Source organism: Streptococcus oralis (genome assembly GCF_015561235.1).
GTDB classification, from domain to species: Bacteria; Bacillota; Bacilli; order Lactobacillales; family Streptococcaceae; genus Streptococcus; species Streptococcus oralis_BK.
Genome location: NZ_JADMTC010000001.1, coordinates 722,019 through 743,704 on the forward strand (window position 1 = coordinate 722,019; position 21,686 = coordinate 743,704).

19 protein-coding genes, 2 tRNA genes and 1 pseudogene are annotated in these 21,686 nt (G+C 41.4%); 2 read left to right on the forward strand and 20 right to left on the reverse strand.

The window, feature by feature from the left end; genetic code table 11:
- Positions 1 to 72 precede the first annotated feature (72 nt).
- On the forward strand, positions 73 to 921 hold the full coding sequence (locus I2H52_RS03675; protein WP_195594287.1) for a YitT family protein: 849 nt from the start codon (positions 73 to 75) through the stop codon (positions 919 to 921).
- 22 nt (positions 922 to 943) lie between these two features.
- On the opposite strand, the gene I2H52_RS03680 is transcribed toward I2H52_RS03675, so the two are convergent.
- The 19 genes and pseudogenes from I2H52_RS03680 to parE all read right to left on the reverse strand — a co-directional run bounded on the left by I2H52_RS03680 (position 944) and on the right by parE (position 19,918).
- The gene (locus I2H52_RS03680) at positions 944 to 2,341 is read right to left on the reverse strand and encodes an APC family permease (RefSeq protein WP_195594289.1); all 1,398 of its coding nucleotides are present in this window, start codon (positions 2,339 to 2,341) and stop codon (positions 944 to 946) included.
- A gap of 126 nt (positions 2,342 to 2,467) precedes the next feature.
- A complete protein-coding gene (gene sufB, locus I2H52_RS03685) occupies positions 2,468 to 3,880 on the reverse strand; it encodes a Fe-S cluster assembly protein SufB (protein WP_000797057.1) in 1,413 nt (470 codons plus the stop codon).
- A gap of 60 nt (positions 3,881 to 3,940) precedes the next feature.
- Positions 3,941 to 4,378, reverse strand: coding sequence for a Fe-S cluster assembly sulfur transfer protein SufU (gene sufU, locus I2H52_RS03690; RefSeq protein WP_045617306.1), 438 nt, complete (start codon positions 4,376 to 4,378; stop codon positions 3,941 to 3,943).
- On the reverse strand, positions 4,365 to 5,591 hold the full coding sequence (locus tag I2H52_RS03695) for a cysteine desulfurase (RefSeq protein WP_045617307.1): 1,227 nt from the start codon (positions 5,589 to 5,591) through the stop codon (positions 4,365 to 4,367). Before I2H52_RS03695 ends, sufU begins: the two co-directional genes overlap by 14 nt.
- Positions 5,592 to 5,601: 10 nt before the next feature.
- The gene (gene sufD, locus I2H52_RS03700) at positions 5,602 to 6,864 is read right to left on the reverse strand and encodes a Fe-S cluster assembly protein SufD (protein ID WP_195594292.1); all 1,263 of its coding nucleotides are present in this window, start codon (positions 6,862 to 6,864) and stop codon (positions 5,602 to 5,604) included.
- A 27-nt stretch (positions 6,865 to 6,891) separates the two neighbouring features.
- Entirely contained in the window at positions 6,892 to 7,662 is a 771-nt protein-coding gene (gene sufC, locus I2H52_RS03705; RefSeq protein ID WP_000114489.1) for a Fe-S cluster assembly ATPase SufC, read from the reverse strand.
- Positions 7,663 to 7,813: 151 nt separating this feature from the next.
- A complete protein-coding gene (locus tag I2H52_RS03710) occupies positions 7,814 to 8,008 on the reverse strand; it encodes a DUF3272 family protein (protein ID WP_195594295.1) in 195 nt (64 codons plus the stop codon).
- 27 nt (positions 8,009 to 8,035) lie between these two features.
- On the reverse strand, positions 8,036 to 9,691 hold the full coding sequence (dnaX, locus tag I2H52_RS03715) for a DNA polymerase III subunit gamma/tau (RefSeq protein ID WP_195594298.1): 1,656 nt from the start codon (positions 9,689 to 9,691) through the stop codon (positions 8,036 to 8,038).
- Positions 9,691 to 10,188, reverse strand: coding sequence for a GAF domain-containing protein (locus I2H52_RS03720; protein ID WP_195594301.1), 498 nt, complete (start codon positions 10,186 to 10,188; stop codon positions 9,691 to 9,693). Before I2H52_RS03720 ends, dnaX begins: the two co-directional genes overlap by 1 nt.
- A gap of 82 nt (positions 10,189 to 10,270) precedes the next feature.
- Positions 10,271 to 11,473: a 30S ribosomal protein S1 gene (gene rpsA / locus I2H52_RS03725; RefSeq protein ID WP_001001620.1), complete on the reverse strand. Its 1,203-nt coding sequence runs from the start codon at positions 11,471 to 11,473 to the stop codon at positions 10,271 to 10,273.
- A gap of 161 nt (positions 11,474 to 11,634) precedes the next feature.
- Positions 11,635 to 11,706 (reverse strand) — tRNA-Gln (locus I2H52_RS03730).
- Positions 11,707 to 11,713: 7 nt separating this feature from the next.
- Positions 11,714 to 11,794, reverse strand: a tRNA-Tyr gene (locus I2H52_RS03735).
- Positions 11,795 to 11,843: 49 nt separating this feature from the next.
- Positions 11,844 to 12,074 carry a DUF2969 domain-containing protein gene (locus I2H52_RS03740; RefSeq protein WP_000037107.1) on the reverse strand — a complete coding sequence of 77 codons (231 nt, stop codon included), beginning with the start codon at positions 12,072 to 12,074 and terminating at the stop codon, positions 11,844 to 11,846.
- A 112-nt stretch (positions 12,075 to 12,186) separates the two neighbouring features.
- A complete protein-coding gene (locus tag I2H52_RS03745; RefSeq protein ID WP_321159616.1) occupies positions 12,187 to 13,224 on the reverse strand; it encodes a branched-chain amino acid aminotransferase in 1,038 nt (345 codons plus the stop codon).
- A 115-nt stretch (positions 13,225 to 13,339) separates the two neighbouring features.
- Positions 13,340 to 15,820: a DNA topoisomerase IV subunit A gene (parC, locus tag I2H52_RS03750; protein WP_195594305.1), complete on the reverse strand. Its 2,481-nt coding sequence runs from the start codon at positions 15,818 to 15,820 to the stop codon at positions 13,340 to 13,342.
- Between the two features lie 175 nt (positions 15,821 to 15,995).
- Positions 15,996 to 16,880 (reverse strand): annotated as a pseudogene (locus I2H52_RS03755) (aminoglycoside 6-adenylyltransferase).
- Positions 16,870 to 17,382, reverse strand: a complete 513-nt coding sequence (locus I2H52_RS03760; protein ID WP_021164707.1) for a hypothetical protein — start codon at positions 17,380 to 17,382, stop codon at positions 16,870 to 16,872. Before I2H52_RS03760 ends, I2H52_RS03755 begins: the two are co-directional and overlap by 11 nt.
- Positions 17,383 to 17,598: 216 nt before the next feature.
- Entirely contained in the window at positions 17,599 to 17,946 is a 348-nt protein-coding gene (locus I2H52_RS03765) for a hypothetical protein (RefSeq protein ID WP_007522158.1), read from the reverse strand.
- A gap of 28 nt (positions 17,947 to 17,974) precedes the next feature.
- On the reverse strand, positions 17,975 to 19,918 hold the full coding sequence (gene parE, locus I2H52_RS03770) for a DNA topoisomerase IV subunit B (protein WP_195594307.1): 1,944 nt from the start codon (positions 19,916 to 19,918) through the stop codon (positions 17,975 to 17,977).
- Positions 19,919 to 20,052: 134 nt separating this feature from the next.
- Between parE and plsY the strand changes: the two genes are divergently transcribed.
- On the forward strand, positions 20,053 to 20,694 hold the full coding sequence (gene plsY, locus I2H52_RS03775) for a glycerol-3-phosphate 1-O-acyltransferase PlsY (protein WP_195594309.1): 642 nt from the start codon (positions 20,053 to 20,055) through the stop codon (positions 20,692 to 20,694).
- Between the two features lie 34 nt (positions 20,695 to 20,728).
- Here plsY and I2H52_RS03780 read toward each other — a convergent pair whose 3' ends face one another.
- A complete protein-coding gene (locus tag I2H52_RS03780) occupies positions 20,729 to 21,685 on the reverse strand; it encodes an ABC transporter permease (RefSeq protein ID WP_096422058.1) in 957 nt (318 codons plus the stop codon).
- Between the last annotated feature and the right edge of the window lies 1 nt (position 21,686).

Sequence of the window (21,686 nt, forward strand, 5' to 3'; positions counted from 1 at the left end):
AAATCATAAGTAATCCAATTAAAAAAACTGAATTTTTGGTATAATCTATCTATAGAAAAGCGAGGAACAGCTATGATTCGAAAAGTTCAACCGATTATTACGATTATATTTGGAGCAGCTATCTATGCCTTTGGTCTCACCTACTTTGTTGTTCCCTATCATCTATTTGAGGGAGGGGCGACAGGTATCACCTTGATTACCTACTATCTTTTTAAAATCCCTGTTTCATTGATGAATCTCTTAATCAATATTCCTTTATTTATTTTGGCTTGGAAGATATTTGGTCCCAAGACCCTCTACTCCAGCCTTCTGGGTTCTATTTCTCTCTCCATTTGGCTCGCAATCTTTGAGCGTATCCCCTTGCGGTTTGACTTACAAGGTGACCTCATCATCGTTGCTTTAGTCTCAGGGGTTTTACTGGGAGTTGGTTTAGGAATTATCTTTAATGCTGGTGGAACCACTGGTGGCTCTGATATCGTTGCCCGCATCCTCAACAAGTACACCAATCTTTCGATTGGTAAATTGCTTTTTGGGATTGACTTTTTTATCCTAATGTTGATTTTGATTATCTTCCAGGATCTTCGTCTAGTTACCTATACCCTCTTGTTTGACTTTATCATCGCTCGCGTTATTGACCTTATTGGCGAAGGGGGTTACGCTGGCAAAGGATTTATCATCATTACTCAATATCCTGACCAACTGGCTGATAAGATTAATGAGGAGCTTGGCCGTGGCGTTACCTTTATATCTGGTCAAGGATACTACAGCAAAAAGGATTTAAAAATTATCTACTGTATCGTCGGTCGAAACGAAATCGTAAAAATGAAAGATATGATTCACAAAATCGACCCTCAAGCCTTTATAACCATCACTGAGGCTCATGAAATTCTGGGTGAAGGATTTACTTATGTGAAAGATTAAAAAAGCTGGGAATTCCCAGCTTTTATTTTTCTTCTGTGAGGGTTGAATGATGATAACCATAAGTAAAGTAGATGACTAGACCAACTACAAGAGCAATGCCAAAGGCAATCCAGGTATCTAGACTATATTGAAGCATAAAGGAAACACAGATAAGGATGGAAAGGATTGGCAAAAGTGGAACCAAAGGAGTTTTAAACTCTCCTTTTTGGGGCATACCCTTATCTTTTCTGAGTTTTATTATTCCGTAGGCTAGTAAAATGAGATAAGCTAGCGTACAGATATTTAGGAAGGCTGCAATACTGGCTAGAGGAAACACTCCGGCAGCAAGGGCTGAAACAACTCCTGTTAAGAGGGTCGCATTTTTAGGAACGCGACTGGTCTTGCTTAGTTGTTTGAAACTTTGAGGTAAAAGTCCATCACGTGCTAAGCTATATATCATTCGAGACAAAGCATAAGTCATGGAAATACATACCGTTATCAGGGTTAGAATGGCTACAAGCGAAACATAGTTGGCTGCCCAACCGATACCAATACTCCGTAATGAAAATGCTACTGCATCGTCCACATTGAGCTTACTGTAGTGAACAATCCCTGTCAATACTAAAGTTACCAAGGCATAGAGAATGGTGACGATTGTCAGAGAAAGGACAATTCCACGAGGAATATTTTTTTGCGGGCTTTGGATTTCATCAACTGCCATGGAAATAGACTCAAATCCGAGAAACCCAAAAAACATCAAAGATGCACCTGCCATAATCCCAGTGCTTCCTCCATAAATCTGGCCAAAGCCAAAAGGAGCAAAATTCGACCAATTTTCAGGTTTGATGTACCAAATACCAACTAGGATAAATAAGGCTAGAGCAGAGAATTTCAAGATTACTAGAAGCGAATTAAAGCGTAAGGCTGCCTTGGAATTTAATAAAACCAATCCTGTTACCAAGGTCAGCACCAAAATAGGTAGAAGGTCGATATAGGTTCCTTGTTCTGGGTTGAAGGTGTCATTTAAGGCTTGGGGCATGGAGATACCATAATCACTGAGTAAGCCCTTAAAGTAAGCTGCCCAGCCAGACGCCACACCTGAAACAGCTGTCATGAATTCCATGATGGTCAACCAGCCAGCAATCCAGGCTGGCAATTCTCCTAAAATCGCATAGAGATAACTATAAGCACCTCCAGTTGCAGGTACACGAGAGGCAAATTCTGCAAAAAAGAGAGCTGATAAAGAAACACATAAGGCAGAAATCACAATGGAAATCACTAGTGAGGGACCAGCTAGAGTAGCCGCCGCTGTTCCTGTAATGGTGAAAATCCCCGTCCCTACCATGGCACCGATTCCCAATAGAATCAAATCCCACAATTTCAAATGGCGACGCATCTCTGTCTGTCTCAGACTAACATCCTTGGTTCTAAAAATATTCATACTTCATCTCCACTAAATGTAATTGTTTTATTTTACCATATAAAAGCATTTTTGTGAATATTTATTAGGTTCTTTTTTGAAAAAAATTCTGAACAGAAAGGATTCCTGTTCAGATTTTGCATATTCTTATCCGACTGAACCTTCCATTTCATAGCTAATCAAGCGGTTCAGCTCAACCGCGTATTCCATTGGAAGTTCTTTTGTGAAGGGCTCTACAAATCCCATGACAATCATCTCGGTCGCCTCAGATTCTGACAATCCACGGCTCATGAGGTAATAGAGTTGTTCCTCTGAAATCTTAGATACCTTGGCTTCGTGCTCCAATGCAACTTGCGAGTTGTGGATTTCATTAAATGGAATGGTATCTGACGCTGATAAGTCATCCATGATAATGGTATCACACTCGATGTGAGAAACAGATTTCTTAGAGTTCTTGTTGAAGGTTACTTGTCCACGGTAGTCCACCTTTCCTCCGCCTTTAGCGATGGATTTTGAAACAATAGATGAGCTTGTATGTGGAGCGTTGTGGATCATCTTGGCACCCGTATCTTGGTGTTGCCCTGCATTAGCAAAGGCGATGGAGAGCATGGTTCCACGCGCACCTTCTCCATCTAGGTAAACAGATGGGTATTTCATGGTTGTTTTGGCACCTAAGTTTCCATCAATCCATTCAACAGTCGCATCTTTCAAGGCTTTGGCACGTTTTGTTACCAAGTTATAGACATTATCAGACCAGTTTTGGATAGTTGTATAGCGCATGTAAGCTCCGTCCAAAGCAAAAATTTCTACAATGGCAGCGTGCAAGCTATTGCTTGAATATGTTGGTGCTGTACATCCTTCTACGTAATGGACGCTTGCTCCCTCGTCAACGATAATCAAGGTACGTTCAAACTGACCTGTATTTTCGTTATTGATACGGAAATAAGTTTGAAGTGGAATATCTACCTTGACACCTTTTGGCACGTAGATAAAGGTTCCACCAGACCATACTGCTGAGTTGAGGGCTGCCAACTTGTTATCTGTCGGCGGTACCAACTTCGCAAAGTATTGTTTAAACAAGTCTGGGTATTCCTTGAGTGCGGAATCTGTATCTGTAAAGATAATACCTAATTTCTGGAACTCTTCCTTCATGTTGTGGTAAACCACTTCTGACTCGTACTGGGCAGAGGCACCTGCTAGATAAGCACGTTCAGCTTCTGGAATCCCGATACGTTCAAAGGTTTCTTTGATTTTTTCAGGAACTTCATCCCATGAACGGGCAGGTTTATCAGAAGGTTTTTGGTAGTAGATCAAGTCATCAAAGTCAATCTCTGACAAGTCTGCTCCCCAAGTTTGCATAGGCATTTTTTTGAAGGTTTCATAAGACTTCAAACGGAATTCTAACATCCACTCAGGTTCTCCCTTAGCAGCTGATAATTCGCGAATGACTTCTTCGTTCAATCCTTTTCCTGTCGATAGGACAGGCTCTACATCGTCATGGAAACCAAATTTATATTCACCAAGGTCAATTGGTTTTGGTTCTACTCTTTCTTCAGCCATAATATCCTTTCTTTCATTCTTCATTTCTACTGATTCGTGAGACAAAAGAAACTTGTCTTATCAGTTATCTTGATTTTCAATTGTCTTCTTAAGGGCGTTCCAAGCTAGAGTTGCACACTTTATTCTTTGAGGGAATTTGGCAACACCTGATAAGAAGGCCGCGTCTCCAAGTTGGTCTTGACGCTTATCTTTTTGCCCTTGAACCATTTCAGAAAAAATAGTCGCAAGTTCTAAAATTTCTTGTTTGGTCTTGCCCACAACAGCATCTGTCATCATGCTTGCAGAGGCAGTTGAGATAGTACAGCCTGAGTTTAGAAAAGCGATATCCTCCAAGCGGTCCTCTGCATCAAACTTGACAGAGAGATTAATAACATCCCCACAGGTTGGATTGTTGAGACTGATTTGTTCAGCGTCTTCTAACTTCCCTTGGTGATGTGGATTTTTCGAATGGTCTGCTACCACTGCCATATAAAGGCTATCTAGTTTAGAAAGTGCCATTGAAAAACTCCTTTGTCTTTTGTAAGGCATCGACTAGTTTGTCGCAATCTGCCTTGGTATTGTAGATATAAAAACTTGCGCGAGCTGTTGCTGGGACATCCAAATACTGGAGCAAGGGTTGGGCACAGTGGTGACCCGCACGAACGGCTACTCCTTCATAATCCAAAGCAGTCGCAAGATCGTGAGGATGGAGTTCGCCTAGATTAAAGGCAATAACACCCGATCGTTGCGCCAAGTCTTGTGAACCATAAATAGTCAGTCCTTCAATTGCCTGCAGTTTTGGATAGACATATGCAATCAGTTCTTGTTCATGAGCTTCAATAGCATCCATACCAATCTTTTCTAGGTAATCCACTGCAGCAGCAAGTCCGATAGCACCTGCCATATTTGGAGTTCCAGCCTCGAATTTCCAAGGCAATTCCTTCCAACTAGCAGATTGCTCATAAACGAAATCAATCATTTCGCCACCAAATTCTACTGGTGACATTTGATTGAGATATTTTTCTTTACCGTAAAGAACACCAATACCAGTTGGACCAGCCATCTTATGACCTGAAAAGGCAAAGAAGTCCACATCCAAGTCCTGAACATCAATCTTCATATGAGGCGTAGATTGAGCACCATCCACCACCATGATGGCTCCAACTTGGTGAGCCATTTGTGTGATTTCTTTGATGGGATTGACCACACCCAAAACATTTGAAGCGTGAGCTAGCGAAACAAATTTGACCTTGTCAGTTAATTTTACCTGCAAGTCAGCCATATCCAGAGATCCGTCCTTGAGATAGGCATAGACAAGCTCCGCTCCAGTCTTGCGACAAGCTTCCTGCCATGGAATGATATTGGAATGATGTTCCATTACTGAGATCAAGACCTGGTCTCCCTCAGTCAGAATTTCCTCAGCGAAGCGTGCCACCCAGTTAAGACTGGTCGTCGTTCCTCTGGTAAAGAGTACTTCCTTTGTAGAGCTTGCATTGATAAACTTACGAATGGTTTCACGAGCAGCTTCATAAGAAGCTGTTGCACGTTCCGCTAAGGTATGAACACCACGGTGAACGTTGGCATTGTCCTGCTCATAGTAGCGGGTGATTGTTTCAAGAACTGCTAGTGGTTTTTGTGTCGTCGCAGCATTGTCCAGATAGACCAGAGGTTCATCGTTGACAATCTGGTCTAAAATTGGAAAATCCTTGCGAATCGCTTCTACATCTAACATAGGCTTCCCCTTAGCGTTTTGACAATTTTTCTTCGATGGTTGCAATCATTTCATCACGAACTTCCTTGACTGGAATCTCTACGATAACGGATCCAAGGAAACCACGAACAACCAAACGTTCTGCAGTTGCCTTGTCCAAGCCACGGCTCATGAGGTAGTACATGTCTTCTGGATCTACCTGACCGATAGACGCCGCGTGTCCTGCAGTAACATCATTTTCATCAATCAAAAGAATTGGGTTGGCATCTGAACGCGCCTGGTCTGAAAGCATGAGAACTCGACTTTCTTGTTGGGCATCTGCTCCTTTAGCTCCCTTGATGATGTGACCGATACCGTTGAAGGTCAAAGTTGCTTTCTCAAGAATAACCCCATGTTGGAGGATATTTCCAATAGAGTTGCAACCATAGTTGGTTACGCGAGTGTCAATCCCTTGCACCTGACGACCACTTGAAAGAGCTACAACCTTAAGATCCGCATGGCTACCATTTCCAAGCAAATCGCTATCAAAGTCTGCAACGACATTTCCTTCGTTCATGACACCAATCGCCCAGTCAATGCTTGCATCATTGCCTAGTTTACCACGACGGCTAATGTAGGCAGTGACATTTTCACCTAAACGGTCAATGGCCGCAAATTTCACTTGCGCACCAGAACGAGCAATCACTTCAACTGTGATATTGGCAGTTGCTTTTGCACTACCTCCACCTCGTGACTCTAGACGTTCAAGATAGCTTATTTTAGAGTTTTTACCAGCAATGATAAGGATATGCTTGTTAAATGGCACATCGCTATCGCTGTCTTGGTAGAAAATACCTTCAATTGGTTCTGTAATTTCAACATTATCAGGAATGTAGAGAACAGCACCACTGTTAAAGTAAGCTGTATGGTAGGCTGCTAACTTGTCATCGTCATACTTAACAGATGACATGAAGAATTCCTCAATAAGCTCTGGAATTTGTTCTAAAGCTGAGTGGAAGTCTGTAAAGACAACACCTTGTTCAGCCAATTCAACTGGAGTTTGTTCAAAAACAGTCTGCGTTCCTACTTGCACCAATTTCAAGTGATTATCTAGAGCAGTGAAGTCAGGAACATTTGCTGACGGTTCACTTTCTGTAATGGTTCCATCTCCCAGATTCCAACGGTGAAATTTCACACGCTCGATAACTGGTAACTCTAAACTCTCAATCTTATCAAAAGCTTTTTGACGGAGGTCAGCCAACCAGCTTGGTTCAGCGTGCATTTCTGAAAAAAGTTTAATATTCTCTTTAGTCATTTACTTCTCCTAAAAGATACGAGGGAATTACAATTCTTCCTTGTAGTCGTAGCCAAGTTCTTCAGCTAGTTTTGCGTATCCTTCACGTTCCAAACGGGCAGCCAATTCTGGACCACCAGAAAGGACAACACGACCTTCCATCATCACGTGGACCACGTCTGGTGTGATGTAATTCAAAAGACGTTGGTAGTGAGTGATAATCATAGCACCAAAGCCTTCACCACGCATGGCATTGACACCTTTCGATACAACTTTAAGTGCGTCAATATCAAGACCAGAGTCAATCTCATCCAAAAGGGCAAATGTTGGTTCCAACATCAAGAGTTGAAGAATTTCATTACGTTTTTTCTCACCACCTGAGAAACCTTCGTTGAGGTAACGCTCTGCCATTTCTTCTTTCATGTTGAGCAATTCCATTTTCTCGTCTAGTTTAGTGATGAACTCACGAACTGAAATCTTTTCATCATCTTCTTTACCAGCATTCATGGCTGCACGAAGAAATTCAGCGTTGGTGATTCCAGGGATTTCTGATGGGTACTGCATAGCAAGGAAAAGTCCCATACGCGCACGCTCGTCCACTTCCAATTCAAGGATGTTTACGCCATCAAACAAGACCTCCCCTTTGGTAACTTCATAGTTAGGGTTCCCCATAATAGCTGCAGAAAGAGTTGATTTACCTGTACCATTTGGTCCCATGATAGCTGCGATTTCTCCTGTTTTCAGAGTCAGATTGACTCCTTTCAAAATTTCTTTTCCTTCAATCTCAACGTGAAGATCTTTGATCTCTAATACTGACATGATAGTTCCTTTCTTTTTCTGGCCTACTTCCTTTATCCTTAAAGAAATCACTTACATTTCTCTAAAAATACAAGAAAAGGTCCATAAATATACTCTACTAGTATAACAAAAAAAAGCCTAAAAGGCTTTGATTTTGTTTAGAAGCTAGTGACTAATCCTTGCGGTTTAAGTACTGATCAATGGCATCTACTATTTTCCCCATTACATAACTTAACCTAAAATTTCGAAAAAGTAGAATGGCCCAAAAGGCTGCCATGAAATAGCGACCAGTCATCCAAGCTTCATTAAAAAAATAAGTCTCAGCAGCCGTAAATAACGCTATCATAATAAATTGTTGTCTATTCATAAACTTATTGTATCATGAAATCTTTCTTTAGTCTTCCTCTACCTTCACTTTATCAGCCAAAAATTCAAATCCTTCTGGAATCAAACTGCCTTCTGCTTCTTTTTCAACTTGAGAAGATTTAGCTTTAGCTGAAAAGGCCGCTCGAACCTCTTTCCATTCCTCTAGAGAAATGGCTAAAATCTCAGGTGAAAAACCTGCTGCCTGACTGAGAATATTGCCAAACATGGTATTGAGGTTATCCCGTTTCATAGTTTGCCCTGCATTGAAATTAGACTCAAAAGCAAGAATGGCATGGTGTTCGTTGGCCGCAACTGGTTGAGAACCAACAAGCAGAGCCTTATCCGGACCAGCTAAGTTTTCGATCACTTCTCCCCATGCATTTTGGAGGCGGATCAAGTTTTGCCGTGCCAAATCAGGATTTTCGACAGCTTCTTGCAGGATAGCCTGAACTTTGTTGCGATCCACTCGATAGACTGTCTTGGAAGTGGCTGGACGGCTAGGGACTGGCACCACTTGTTTAGGAGCTGTTCCAACATTAGCAAGTTCTTGTTTGAGACGAACTACTTCCTGTCTCAGTGCAGAAATTTCACTTTCGACAGTTTCTGAAAGAACTGATTCAGGCTTAATCTCAGCTAAACGAATGGTCATCATCTCAGCATAAATCTTAGGTTGCAGGCTTGCTTTCATATCTGCCAAGCTCACAGTCGCTATTCGAATCATTTCAAAGAGGCTTTCCTGTGATAAAGCTAGATTGTCCATAAAAACTGGACTATGATGAGTATTTTCGCCACCCGTCTGGACGACCAGTAAATCACGCAAATACTGCAAGAGATCCGTCACAAAACGAGTCATGCTCTTGCCATTTTCAAATAAAAGATTCAGAGAATCAAGCGCTTTTGAAACATCCTTCTGAGACAAGGCGGCTACGTAGTCATCTAGTGCTGATAGACTAATGGTGCCTGTAATCTCCTCAGAGATAGCAGTCGTGAGCTCATTTCCCTGTGTCAAGCTCAAGGCTTGGTCCAGAATAGACAAGGCATCCCGCATTCCACCTTCAGCTCGTCTGGCAATGATTTCCACAGCCTCCGGTTCAGAACTGATATTTTCTTTTTCTAGAATATGATAAATATGCTCCTTGATATCTTGAGTTTTAATCGATTTGAACTCAAAACGTTGAACACGCGATAAAATGGTTGCTGGAATCTTATGCAATTCAGTGGTCGCCAAGATAAAGACAACATTTTGAGTTGGCTCCTCAAGAGTCTTCAAAAGCGCATTAAAGGCTCCCGTAGACAGCATATGAACCTCGTCTATGATATAGACCTTGTAACGTGCCAAGCTAGGTGCATAGGTAGATTTGTCACGAATTTCACGGATTTCATCAACTCCGTTATTCGAAGCCGCATCCATTTCAATAACATCTTCTAGGCTACCTTCTGTCACTGCCTGACAGATATAGCAGTGATTACATGGTTCTCCATCCACTTGATTTGGGCAGTTCATGGCCTTGGCAAAAATCTTGGCTACACTTGTTTTCCCAGTTCCACGAGGGCCTGAGAAAAGATAGGCATGACTAATCTTTTCCTGCTCGACTGCTTGTTTTAGGGTTTTAGCCACTACCTCTTGTCCGACCAATTGTGAAAAAGTTTGGCTTCTATATTTTCGATAAAGTGCTTGATACATTAGGCTTTCTCCTCAAACATCGTAAAGTCCCATTCTGTCTTATCAAGCAAAATAGCGACAAATTGTTCCAAGTAATCACGGTCAATGGCATTGTAATCATCAATAAGTGAAGAATCCAAGTCTAAGACACCCAGCAATCGACCATTCTTAAGCATGGGAACTACGATTTCACTCTTGGCCATACTATCACAAGAAATGTAGTTTGGATAGGTGCTCACATCGCCAACTAAAACAGTCTCTTGAAACTCAGCAGCTTCTCCACACACGCCTTTCCCAAGCGGAATGCGAATACAAGAAACACCACCCTGAAAAGGCCCTAAAACCAACTCGCTACCATCAAACAGATAAAACCCTGCAAATACAGTATTCGGAAAGCGAGATTTTAGGAGGGCACTAGCATTCGAAAGATTGGCAAGAACATTGCTCTCACCTTCAAGTAAATAAGAGAGTTCCTCATTTAACAATTGATATTGTGATTGTTTTTCTGAATCTAACATAGAACTATTATATCAAAAATGGGAAAGAGACAAAAGAAAAATCCCTTGTTTTAAACAAAGGATTTTGCGATTATCAATTTGATTAAAGTTCGATATCACCGAACAAGTCAGCCATTGAGAATCCTGTTTGTGTTTCTGGAAGTTCGAAATCACGTTTTTCTTGACGTTTTGGACGACGTGGACGAGCAGCACGTTTTTCTTCTTTTTGTCCTTCTTCTTGAGCTGGACGTTCTTCAAGAGCTTTGATAGAAAGTGATACACGTTCTGCGTCAGCGTTAACATCAAGGACTTTAACAGTAACTTCTTGACCAACAGTAAGAGCTTCTTTTGGATTTTCGATACGTTTGTGTGAAATTTGTGATACGTGAACAAGTCCATCGATACCTGGCAATACTTCAACAAATGCACCGAAGTCAGTCAAACGTTTAACTGTTCCTTCTACTACATCACCTTTAGCCAATTTTTGCTCAACGCCATCCCATGGTCCAGGTGTTGTTGCTTTAAGTGAAAGGGATACGCGTCCTTCTTCTTCATTAAGATCAAGGACTTTAACTTCGATTTCTTCACCAACAGTTACAACTGATTTAGGTGATACGTTACGTTCGTGTGACAATTCAGTCAAGTGAACCAATCCGTCAACACCACCGAGATCGATGAAAGCACCGAAGCTAGTGATACGAGCAACTTTACCAGTTACGACATCACCAACAGCCAATTTACTGAATACTTCAGCACGAGCTGCTGCAGTAGCTGCTTCAACAACTTCACGACGTGAAAGGATGAAGCGGTTTTCTTTAGGATCAACTTCTTTGATTTTAGCATCAAATTCTTGACCTACGAAACGCTCAGTATTACGTACGAAACGAGTATCCAACATTGAAGCTGGGATGAATCCACGAACACCTTCAAATTCTACTGAAAGTCCACCTTTAACGGCACGAGTTCCTTTAACAGTAACAACTTCTTCTTCGCGTCCTACAAGTTTGTCCCATGCTTTGCGAGCTTCAAGGCGTTTTTTAGATACAAGGTATGTAACTGTATCAGTATCTTTACCAACCACTTGACGAAGTACAAGAACATCCAATACTTCTCCTACTTTCACAAAGTCATTGATATCTGCATCGCGATCGTTTGTCAATTCGCGAAGAGTCAAGACACCTTCAACACCAGTCCCAGAGATTGCAACGTTAGCTTGAGTCGCATCAACTGTCAATACTTCAGCACTAACAACATCACCAGGCTCAACTTGGCTAACGCTATTTAGCAAATCTTCAAATTCGTTCATCTAAAAAATCCTCCAACAATCAAGTCTTTCCAAACTTGACATACTTATAATTTTTTTCCTAAGCACCCGCAAAGACATGTTCACATCGTTCACGCCTTTCAATTATAAAAATAAAATACCCTAAGATATTTTCTTTTTATCTTGAATTTATTACCTAAGAACTGGGGTAGCTGGATTCGAACCAACGCATGAGGGAGTCAAAGTCCCTTGCCTTACCGCTTGGCTATACCCCATTATGAATGGAGAGAGAGGGATTCGAACCCCCGAACCCGAAGGAGCGGATTTACAGTCCGCCGCGTTTAGCCTCTTCGCTATCTCTCCAATGTTTAACGAGAACTATTATATCATGAAATTTTCAATAAAACAAGTATTATTTTGTCAAATTATAGTTTTCAATCAAAATTTCCACAGCTTTTTCAAGTTTTTTATAAAAACTATCGACATTTCCATTTTTTATGATAGCAAATTGACTATCTAATTCGGCAATTTCCCCAATGACCTTTTTCCCGATCGTCAAAACGTATCCTTCATAGCTGTCTTTCCCAACAGTCACTTTTGCATCGGTTAATTGGATTTCAATTTTCTTATCTTTTTTACTCATACTGTACCTCTTTTCACTTTTTCTATTGTACAAGAAAATACTCAAACTAGCAAGAAAAAACTCCATTTCAGCCATTACAACTGCTATGGAGTTCTTCTTTACTTCGTGTCTTTTAGTCCACTTTGACAATCCATCCCTCTGGTGCTTCCACATCACCAAATTGGATACCAGTCAATTCATCGTAGAGTTTACGTGTAACAGGACCTACTTCTGTTTCACTATAGAAAACATGGAAATCGTCACCGTGTTGGATTCCCCCAATTGGAGAAATAACCGCTGCTGTTCCACAAGCACCTGCCTCTACAAAACGATCCAAATTATCAATTGGGACATCGCCTTCGATCGGTGTCAAGCCCAAGCGGTGTTCTGCCAAGTAAAGCAAGGAGTACTTGGTAATAGAGGGCAAGATGGATGGACTCAATGGTGTAACGAATTCATTGTCTGCCGTGATTCCAAAGAAGTTGGCTGATCCGACTTCTTCAATCTTTGTATGTGTAGATGGGTCTAGGTAGATAACGTCAGAAAAGTTGCGAGACTTGGCCATTTTACCTGGGAGGAGACTAGCAGCATAGTTCCCACCTACCTTGGCCGCACCCGTACCATTTGGAGCTGCCCGGTCGTATTCATCCTGAATCAAGAAGTTGGTTGGGACTAAACCACCTTTAAAATAGTTACCAACCGGCATAGCAAAGATGGTGAAAATATACTCTTCTGCTGGTTTAACCCCAATAATATCCCCAACACCAATCAAAAGTGGACGAAGATAAAGGGTTCCACCTGTTCCATATGGTGGTACGTATTCTTCATTTGCACGCACAACTGCTTTACAAGCTTCTACAAACATTTCTGTCGGAACTTGTGGCATCAAAAGACGATCGCAGGTACGTTGCAGACGCTTGGCATTTTCATCAGGACGGAAAAGTTGAATACTGCCATCTTTGGTACGATAGGCTTTTAATCCCTCAAATGCTTGCTGTCCATAGTGGAGACTTGGAGAAGACTCTGAAATATGCAAGGTTGCATCCTCTGTCAATTCTCCTTGATCCCATTGACCATTTTTGTAGTGAGCGATATAACGGTAAGGTAATTTCATATAAGAAAATCCAAGATTTTCCCAATCAATTGCAACTGTCATGTGTTTCTCCTTTATACTATTCAAACTATGTGTTCTATTCTACACTTTTCTAGTAAAATTTCAAGTATTATTTGTAATTTTCTGAAAATTTTCTCGACAAAAAGAAATCAGCCCTCTGGACTGATTCTTTTTATGGATTTTCTTTACTTTCTTTAAAGACTTCTTTGAGGTAAGCATCGAAAACTTCTTCATCTGAAATGGTATCTGAAATAAAGCTTCCATTGCTAGTGCGTTCTGACAAGTTCAAATCTTGCAATCGACTCTCATAGATTGTTCCCTTGTTAGATTGGACAAGTAACGTTTGGTCGTTTTCTTCCATTTCTGTACTAAAGAGATCACCTACAAGTCCTTGCTCTGCAACTGCTCCTGCTAAAAAGACACGGTGCGGTTTGTTTTTCAACTCACGCAAGACTTGAAGGCCTCGTTTAGCACGGCTGGTCGCTGGAATTTCCTCAATGGAAACGCGTTTCAAGCTTCCACGTTGGGTCAAGAGGTAGAAGGATGAGGTGTTACAGATGAAGGCTGCCTGAAGCGCATCATCTGCTTTCAGATTCATAGCCTTGACCCCTGCAGCCTTGGCACCAACAACCGGAACCTCTTCGATATTGAAACGAAGGGCGTAACCGTTTTGGCTAATCAAGAGTACATCATCAAGTCTAATCGGAGCCACTGCTACAATTTGGTCTGTCTCGTCTTTGAGCTTAGCATACTTGACAGATTTCGACTTGTAGGTCCGCCATGGAGAGAATTCTTTGCGTTCTACGCGCTTGATTTGACCAAGGCGAGTTGCTGCAAAGTAGGTTGTCGCATCATCAAACTGATCCACGACTTCTGCGTAGAGGATTTCTTCATTAGTTTCAAAGTTGGTAATGGTTTGGCTCAGATGCTCTCCGATATCCTTCCAACGAATATCTGCCAATTCGTGGATTGGTCGATAAATGACATTTCCAAGACTTGTGAACATCAAGAGGTGCTGGGTTGTCTTGGCAGCTTGAACAAAGATCAAACGATCATCATCACGTTTGCCAATTTCTTCCAGAGTGGAAGCTGCAAAGGAACGAGGACTGGTACGTTTGATGTAACCTGCCTTAGTCACGCTGACATAGGTATCTTCCTCGGCAATCAAACTAGCTGTGTCAATCTCGATTACTTTCGCAGTATCTTCTAAAGTACTCAAACGTGGTGTCGCAAATTTCTTCTTGACCTCACGGAGTTCTTTCTTCATGAGATTATACATAGTCCGTTCATCACCGATGATGGCTGCAAGCATGGCAATCTTTTCACGCAATTCTGCTTCTTCTTCTTGCAAGACAACCACGTCTGTATTGGTCAAACGATACAGTTGCAAGGTCACGATGGCCTCAGCCTGCTCTTCTGTAAACTCATAGCTAACCTTGAGGTTTTCCTTAGCGTCAGCCTTGTTCTCAGAAGCACGGATAAGGGCAATGACTTCGTCCAAAATCGAAATCACTCGAATCAAACCTTCAACGATATGCAGACGTTTCTCAGCCTTTTCCTTGTCAAAGCGGGAACGCGCCAGAATCACTTCACGACGGTGGGCGATATAGCTAGACAAAATTGGGACAATCCCAACCTGACGAGGTGTGAAATTGTCAATCGCCACCATGTTGAAGTTGTAGTTGATTTGAAGGTCAGTGTATTTGAAGAGATAGTTGAGTACGAGCTCGGTATTAGCATCTTTCTTGAGCTCAATAGCGATACGAAGACCGTCACGGTCAGACTCATCACGAACCTCAGCAATACCAGCTACCTTGTTATTGACACGAACATCATCGATTTTCTTGACGAGATTGGCTTTATTGATTTCATAAGGAATCTCAGTGATAACGATTTGCTCCTTACCGCCTTTTAGCTTTTCAATCTCCGTCTTAGAACGAACAACCACGCGCCCTTTCCCAGTTTCATAAGCCTTCTTTATTTCGTCACGCCCTTGGATGATAGCTCCTGTAGGGAAGTCTGGCCCAGGCAAGAATTCGATGAGTTTGTCCACCTTGGCTGTTGGGTGGTCAATCATGTAAACCGTCGCATCAATAACCTCAGCTAAATTATGGGGAGGAATGTCTGTAGCATAACCAGCCGAAATCCCAGTCGAACCATTGACCAAGAGGTTTGGAAATGCTGCTGGCAAAACCGTCGGTTCTTTCTCGGTATCGTCAAAGTTCCAAGCAAAGGGAACTGTCTTCTTTTCGATATCTTGAAGAAGATAACCAGCAATCTCAGACAAACGAGCCTCGGTATAACGCATAGCCGCAGGCGGATCTCCGTCCATAGAACCGTTATTACCGTGCATTTCAACTAGAATCTCACGGTTTTTCCAGTCCTGAGACATACGAACCATAGCATCATAGATAGAAGAATCCCCGTGTGGGTGAAAATTCCCCATGATGTTACCGACTGACTTGGCCGATTTACGGTAGCTCTTGTCAAAAGTATTGCCATCTTTATTCATTGAATAAAGAATACGACGCTGAACCGGCTTCAATCCATCCCGAATGTCTGGCAAAGCCCGGTCTTGAATGATGTACTTGGAGTAGCGACCAAAGCGCTCTCCCATGATGTCCTCCAGGGACATGTTTTGAATGTTACTCATATAGGATACAGAGCCCGTAAAATACAAAGGAAATTTATCTTTTTCACACAGTATTTAGGGCATGTTCAACTCCTTTCAAAGAATGTAGAGTAGGTTTTTATAGAATAAGGGATAATTTACAGAAATTAGTCTCGTGTTCAGTTACTATTTATAACCAAACGATCCTTTCTGTAGTTTAATCTTTTAAATTATATACTTTATTTAGTTGGTGATTTGAAAGCCTCTCCTCAGCATACTGAATCATCTTCTCAGCTACTTCTTTATCGTAGTTAAATCCCATTTTTTGAGCAAGGGACTGAGCCTCTTGGTGGAAAAGTTCCATGGTAGCATATAAAGACTGAGTTATTTTATCTAAACTTGAGAAATCAAGCAGATTTGAGAATTCTTTCTCTTTCTCAGCAGGTAAATAGTTAAAGAGATATTTATAGTTCTTGCCAATATCAATCGTCCCCTTATCTGCTGCAAATCGCCAAGCCAAGACCTTCAAGAGTTCTTGTTGACAAATTCCGTAGAGATGATCCGTGGCATAGATGGCTTGCTTGCGACAAATCCCTTTAACCACGTAGGCTGACACCCACCAAAATTCATTACAAGCTTTTTCAAAATCAATCGCACTAGCTGGGCTTGTCCAAAAACGTTGAGGACTTGGAAAGTAGGGTTTAAATAAACCCTTCTTATCTTCTAAAACGGTGAACCCTGCTTCACTATCCACCCACTCTTGAATATACTCCGTAGGACAGAGGGTCAAATCAATCCGATTTCCATCTTCAAATAGCATCAGATAAAGTCGACGGTTGCCTAGGACATTATGCTGCTCAATGATACGAGTGCCAAACTGGTCTAACCAAGAAAGGTCACTCGTCAGATTATCTAAGTCGTCCACGACATAAACAACATCATAGTCTTGAAACTCATCTTTTGGTGCTTTTGTATCCGTTCATGAACCAGACATAGCGACAGCATTGACTTGTAAAGTTTCGGCAGTCTCTAAAATCAATCTCAGCATTTTCGCTTCACTTCTATGTTGTCCACACATATCTTTTATAGAGTTATTTTTCATAGCTGTCTTGCTCCTCTTGTTTTTGGATGTCTCGTATTCTTTTCTTCTCAAGTTCGCCTACTATCAATTGGATAGTCGAACCAATTCCCATAACGATTAAAACAAAATAAAACAATTTAATATCGTTTCTATGATATATTTTAAAACTTCTCCATAATACAAAAGTATTTACTAATGAAAGAAGGAAAAGCAAAATAGCATTGAATAGGAGTGTTATAGCAAACTTACTCTTAAAATACCTATAATGTTTTCCAATTCTATAGAGGGTATATAGTGAGAACACAATCATCAAAGGGGTGAAAGCAAGTGCATAAAATAAGATAAACCCTATTCCTGAGTATGGTTTACTTTCCATTGGTAGATCTAATAGACAGATAGCAATAGTGAGGATGTTCAATATAAACAAGGATACTGTGCGAGCACACTCTTTTCTACCTTTATTGGTCGTTAAATCATATATAATTCCAAAAATGGCTAGGAGAACAAGGAAAAAAGGCAACATTAATAACGTAATCAATACCGCACCTCCAGGATGATTGAAAGTAGTCAACTTGGAAATAGATTAGCAAGCTTTACCTGTATAATTTTTGATACCTGCAATGTAATGTATAATCCAACAATCCTGTCACAGTTTCTATAAAACTAAATCTTGCCTCGCTTATTAGTTGAAATAACCTAATATTTAGTTAAAACTAAAGATTAACCATTTGTCATTCTACTAATCTTTTTTAAATTCGAAGATTTGCCCATTAGTAGCAGAAAGTCCATCTGAATTAAATATTTCAAGATTAATTGTATCTTTATCTTTCTTTTCAACCTGATATCGAATTCCATTATCATCAACTAAGTTTACGACCGAATCTTTACGATCCTTTACTTCTAGATTCTCAGCTATTTTTCTTTCACCACTTAAAATAGTCCATTTCCCACTTTCTTCTTTAAATTCATACTTAGAATTTGTTTGATCACTAGTCCATGTACCTTTTAGCCATGCTTCCTTAGAGGAACAAGCAGATAAAATAACAGCCATAAAAGCAACTAATACAACTACATATATTTTTTTCATCATAACTCCTTTGTAATTTCAAAATTTATTAAAACACTGTCGCTTCTTCCAGCGTAAACTTGACATTATCTTCAATCCATTTACGGCGTGGTTCAACCTTATCTCCCATGAGGACATTGACGCGGCGTTCAGCGCGTGCCAAGTCTTCAATCGTAACACGAATGAGAGTGCGGGTTTCTGGATTCATAGTTGTTTCCCAGAGTTGGTCCGCATTCATCTCACCAAGACCTTTGTAGCGTTGAAGGGTTGCGCCTTTACCGAACTTTTTGCGGAGTTCTTCTAACTCACCGTCTGTCCAAGCATAGGCCACTTCTTCTTTCTTGCCTTTCCCTTTGGACATCTTGTAAAGAGGCGGAAGGGCGATATAGACATGTCCTGCCTCGACTAGTGGACGCATGTAGCGGTAGAAAAAGGTTAAAAGAAGAGTTTGAATGTGGGCACCATCGGTATCCGCATCGGTCATGATAATAATCTTGTCATAGTTGGCATCCTCAATGGAGAAGTCTGCTCCCACACCCGCACCGATGGTATAAATCATGGTATTGATTTCTTCATTTTTGAGAATATCCGCCATCTTAGCCTTGGCTGTATTGATAACCTTACCTCGAAGAGGTAAGATAGCCTGAAACTTACGGTCACGACCTTGTTTAGCAGAACCACCGGCAGAATCACCCTCGACCAGGTAGAGTTCATTCTTTGCTGGATTTTTAGACTGGGCTGGGGTCAATTTTCCAGACAACAAGCCTTTGTCTTTCTTGTTTTTCTTACCATTTCGGCTCTCATCACGCGCTTTGCGAGCTGCCTCACGAGCATCACGCGCCTTGATAGCCTTGCGAATGAGATTGGAAGCCAGTTCACCATTCTCCATTAGGAAGAAGGTCAACTTATCAGCCACAATTCCATCCACAACTGGACGAGCCAGAGGACTCCCTAGTTTATCCTTGGTCTGACCTTCAAACTGGAGGTGTTCTTCAGGAACCAGAATAGAAAGAACAGCTGCTAGTCCCTCGCGGTAGTCTGACCCTTCAAGATTTTTATCTTTTTCCTTGAGAAGTCCCGTCTTACGCGCATAATCGTTCATGACCTTAGTAATGGCTGACTTGAGTCCTGTCTCATGAGTTCCACCATCTTTCGTGCGAACGTTATTGACAAAGGATAGAATGTTATCAGAGAATCCATCATTGTACTGAAGGGCTACTTCCACTTGGAAACCATTGTCTTCCCCTTCAAAGTACAGAACTGGTGTCAAGGTTTCCTTGTCTTCGTTCAAATAGGAAACAAAGTCCTGAACTCCATTTTCATAATGGTATTCAATCGCTTCATCTGTTCGTTTGTCTGTCAGAGACAAGGTCACATTTTTTAAGAGAAAGGCTGACTCATTGAGTCGTTCTGAAATGGTATTGTACTTGAAGTCAGTCGTAGAGAAGATTGTCGCGTCAGGCATGAAGGTGACTTTGGTACCTGTCTTAGTCTTGGGTGCTGTACCAATTTTCTTCAAAGTCGTGGCAGGTTTTCCACCATTTTCAAAGCGTTGCTTATAAACAGCACCATCACGAGTGATTTCTACTTCTAGCCAACTAGAAAGGGCATTAACAACAGAAGACCCCACCCCGTGGAGACCTCCAGATGTCTTATAACCCCCTTGACCGAATTTCCCTCCGGCATGGAGAATGGTAAAGATAACCTCTACGGTTGGAATTCCCATGGCATGCATACCAGTCGGCATCCCACGACCATGGTCCTCTACTGTTAGACTTCCGTCTTTATTGATAGTCACATCAATGCGGTCACCAAATCCAGATAAGGCCTCATCGACTGCATTGTCCACTATTTCCCAGACTAGGTGATGGAGACCTGCACCGTCGGTCGAACCGATATACATCCCCGGACGTTTACGAACCGCATCCAACCCTTCTAGCACCTGAATGGCGTCATCATTGTAGTTATTAATATTGATTTCCTTTTTTGACACAAGGAACCTCCTATTTGTTCATCTTTTCTATTTTACAGGTTTTCTAGGGATTTTGCAAAGTTTTTCCCGTTCAGCTGTCACAATTTTAAAGGATATCTCATCATTTCTACACCATTTCATGGTATAATGGGTATATGATGACATTTGTATTATTAATTTTAGCTTATCTGCTTGGTTCGATTCCGTCTGGTCTTTGGATCGGACAAATTTTCTTTCAAACAAATCTGCGTGAACATGGTTCTGGAAATACTGGAACAACCAATACTTTTCGCATTTTGGGTAAGAAAGCAGGTATGGCAACCTTTGTAATTGACTTTTTCAAAGGAACCTTGGCCACTCTGCTTCCAATTCTTTTCCACCTACAAGGTGTATCACCTCTTGTCTTTGGACTTTTGGCTGTCATTGGACATACCTTCCCTATCTTTGCAGGCTTTAAAGGTGGTAAGGCTGTCGCAACTAGCGCTGGAGTTGTTTTCGGATTTGCGCCTATCTTCTGTCTCTACCTAGCAGTCGTATTCTTTGGAACCCTCTATCTTGGTAGTATGATTTCCTTGTCTAGCGTTGCCGCTTCTATCGCGGCCGTTATCGGAGTTCTCCTATTTCCACTATTTGGATTTATCCTAGACAGCTATGACCCTCTCTTCATTCTGATTATCCTAGCACTTGCTAGCTTGATTATCATTCGTCACAAGGATAATATCACACGTATCAAAAATAAAACTGAAAATCTTGTCCCTTGGGGATTGAACCTAACCCATCAAAATCCTAGCAAATAAAACGCCAGTTTGAAACTGACGTTTTTTTGTATGCTTATTTTGACTTGATGTAGTTGATACCGTCTGCCTTAGGTGCAACTGCTTTTCCAAAGAAAGCTGCTAAGACAAGAATGGTCAAGACATAAGGCGCGATTTGAAGGTAAACCGCTGGCACTCCTTGTAGGAAAGGCAATTGAGAACCGATAACTGCCAAACTTTGTGAAAGTCCAAAGAAGAGACTAGAAAGCATAGCACCGATTGGGTTCCATTTACCAAAGATCATTGCAGCAAGAGCGATAAATCCAGGACCGACAATAGTTGTCACTGAGAAGTTGACAGAAATGGATTGAGCATAAATCGCTCCCCCAATTCCACCAAGGAAACCTGAAATAATAACCCCAAGATATCGCATCTTGTAGACATTGATCCCCAAGGTATCCGCTGCTTGAGGGTGTTCACCAACAGAGCGAAGGCGAAGGCCAAAGCGTGTCTTAAAGAGAATAAACCAAGCAAAGAATGAGAAGGCAATCGCGATATAACCTAGCAAACTTGTTGACTTGAAGAAGATATCTCCAATCACTGGGATATTAGCCAAAACTGGAAAATCAAAACGTCCAAAGGTCTGGCTTAAATTATCCGTTTGTCCTTTGTTATAAAGAACCTTAACCAAGAAAACTGCTAGGGCAGGAGCCATCAAGTTCAATACTGTACCACTGACAACATGATCCGCACGGAAATGAACTGTAGCGACTGCATGAATGAGGGAGAAAATAGCTCCCACGGCACCGGCAACTAACAAGGAAATCCAAGGAGTCGCTGTTCCAAGTTGTTCTGCAAACTCAAGGTTAAAGACAACTCCAGAAAAGGCTCCCATAACCATAATTCCTTCAAGACCGACGTTAACGACACCACCACGTTCAGAGAAAACTCCCCCGATACTCGTAAAAATAAGTGGTGCTGAGTAAATCAGCATAGAAGAGACCAAGAGGGTGAGTAATGTTGTAATAGACATC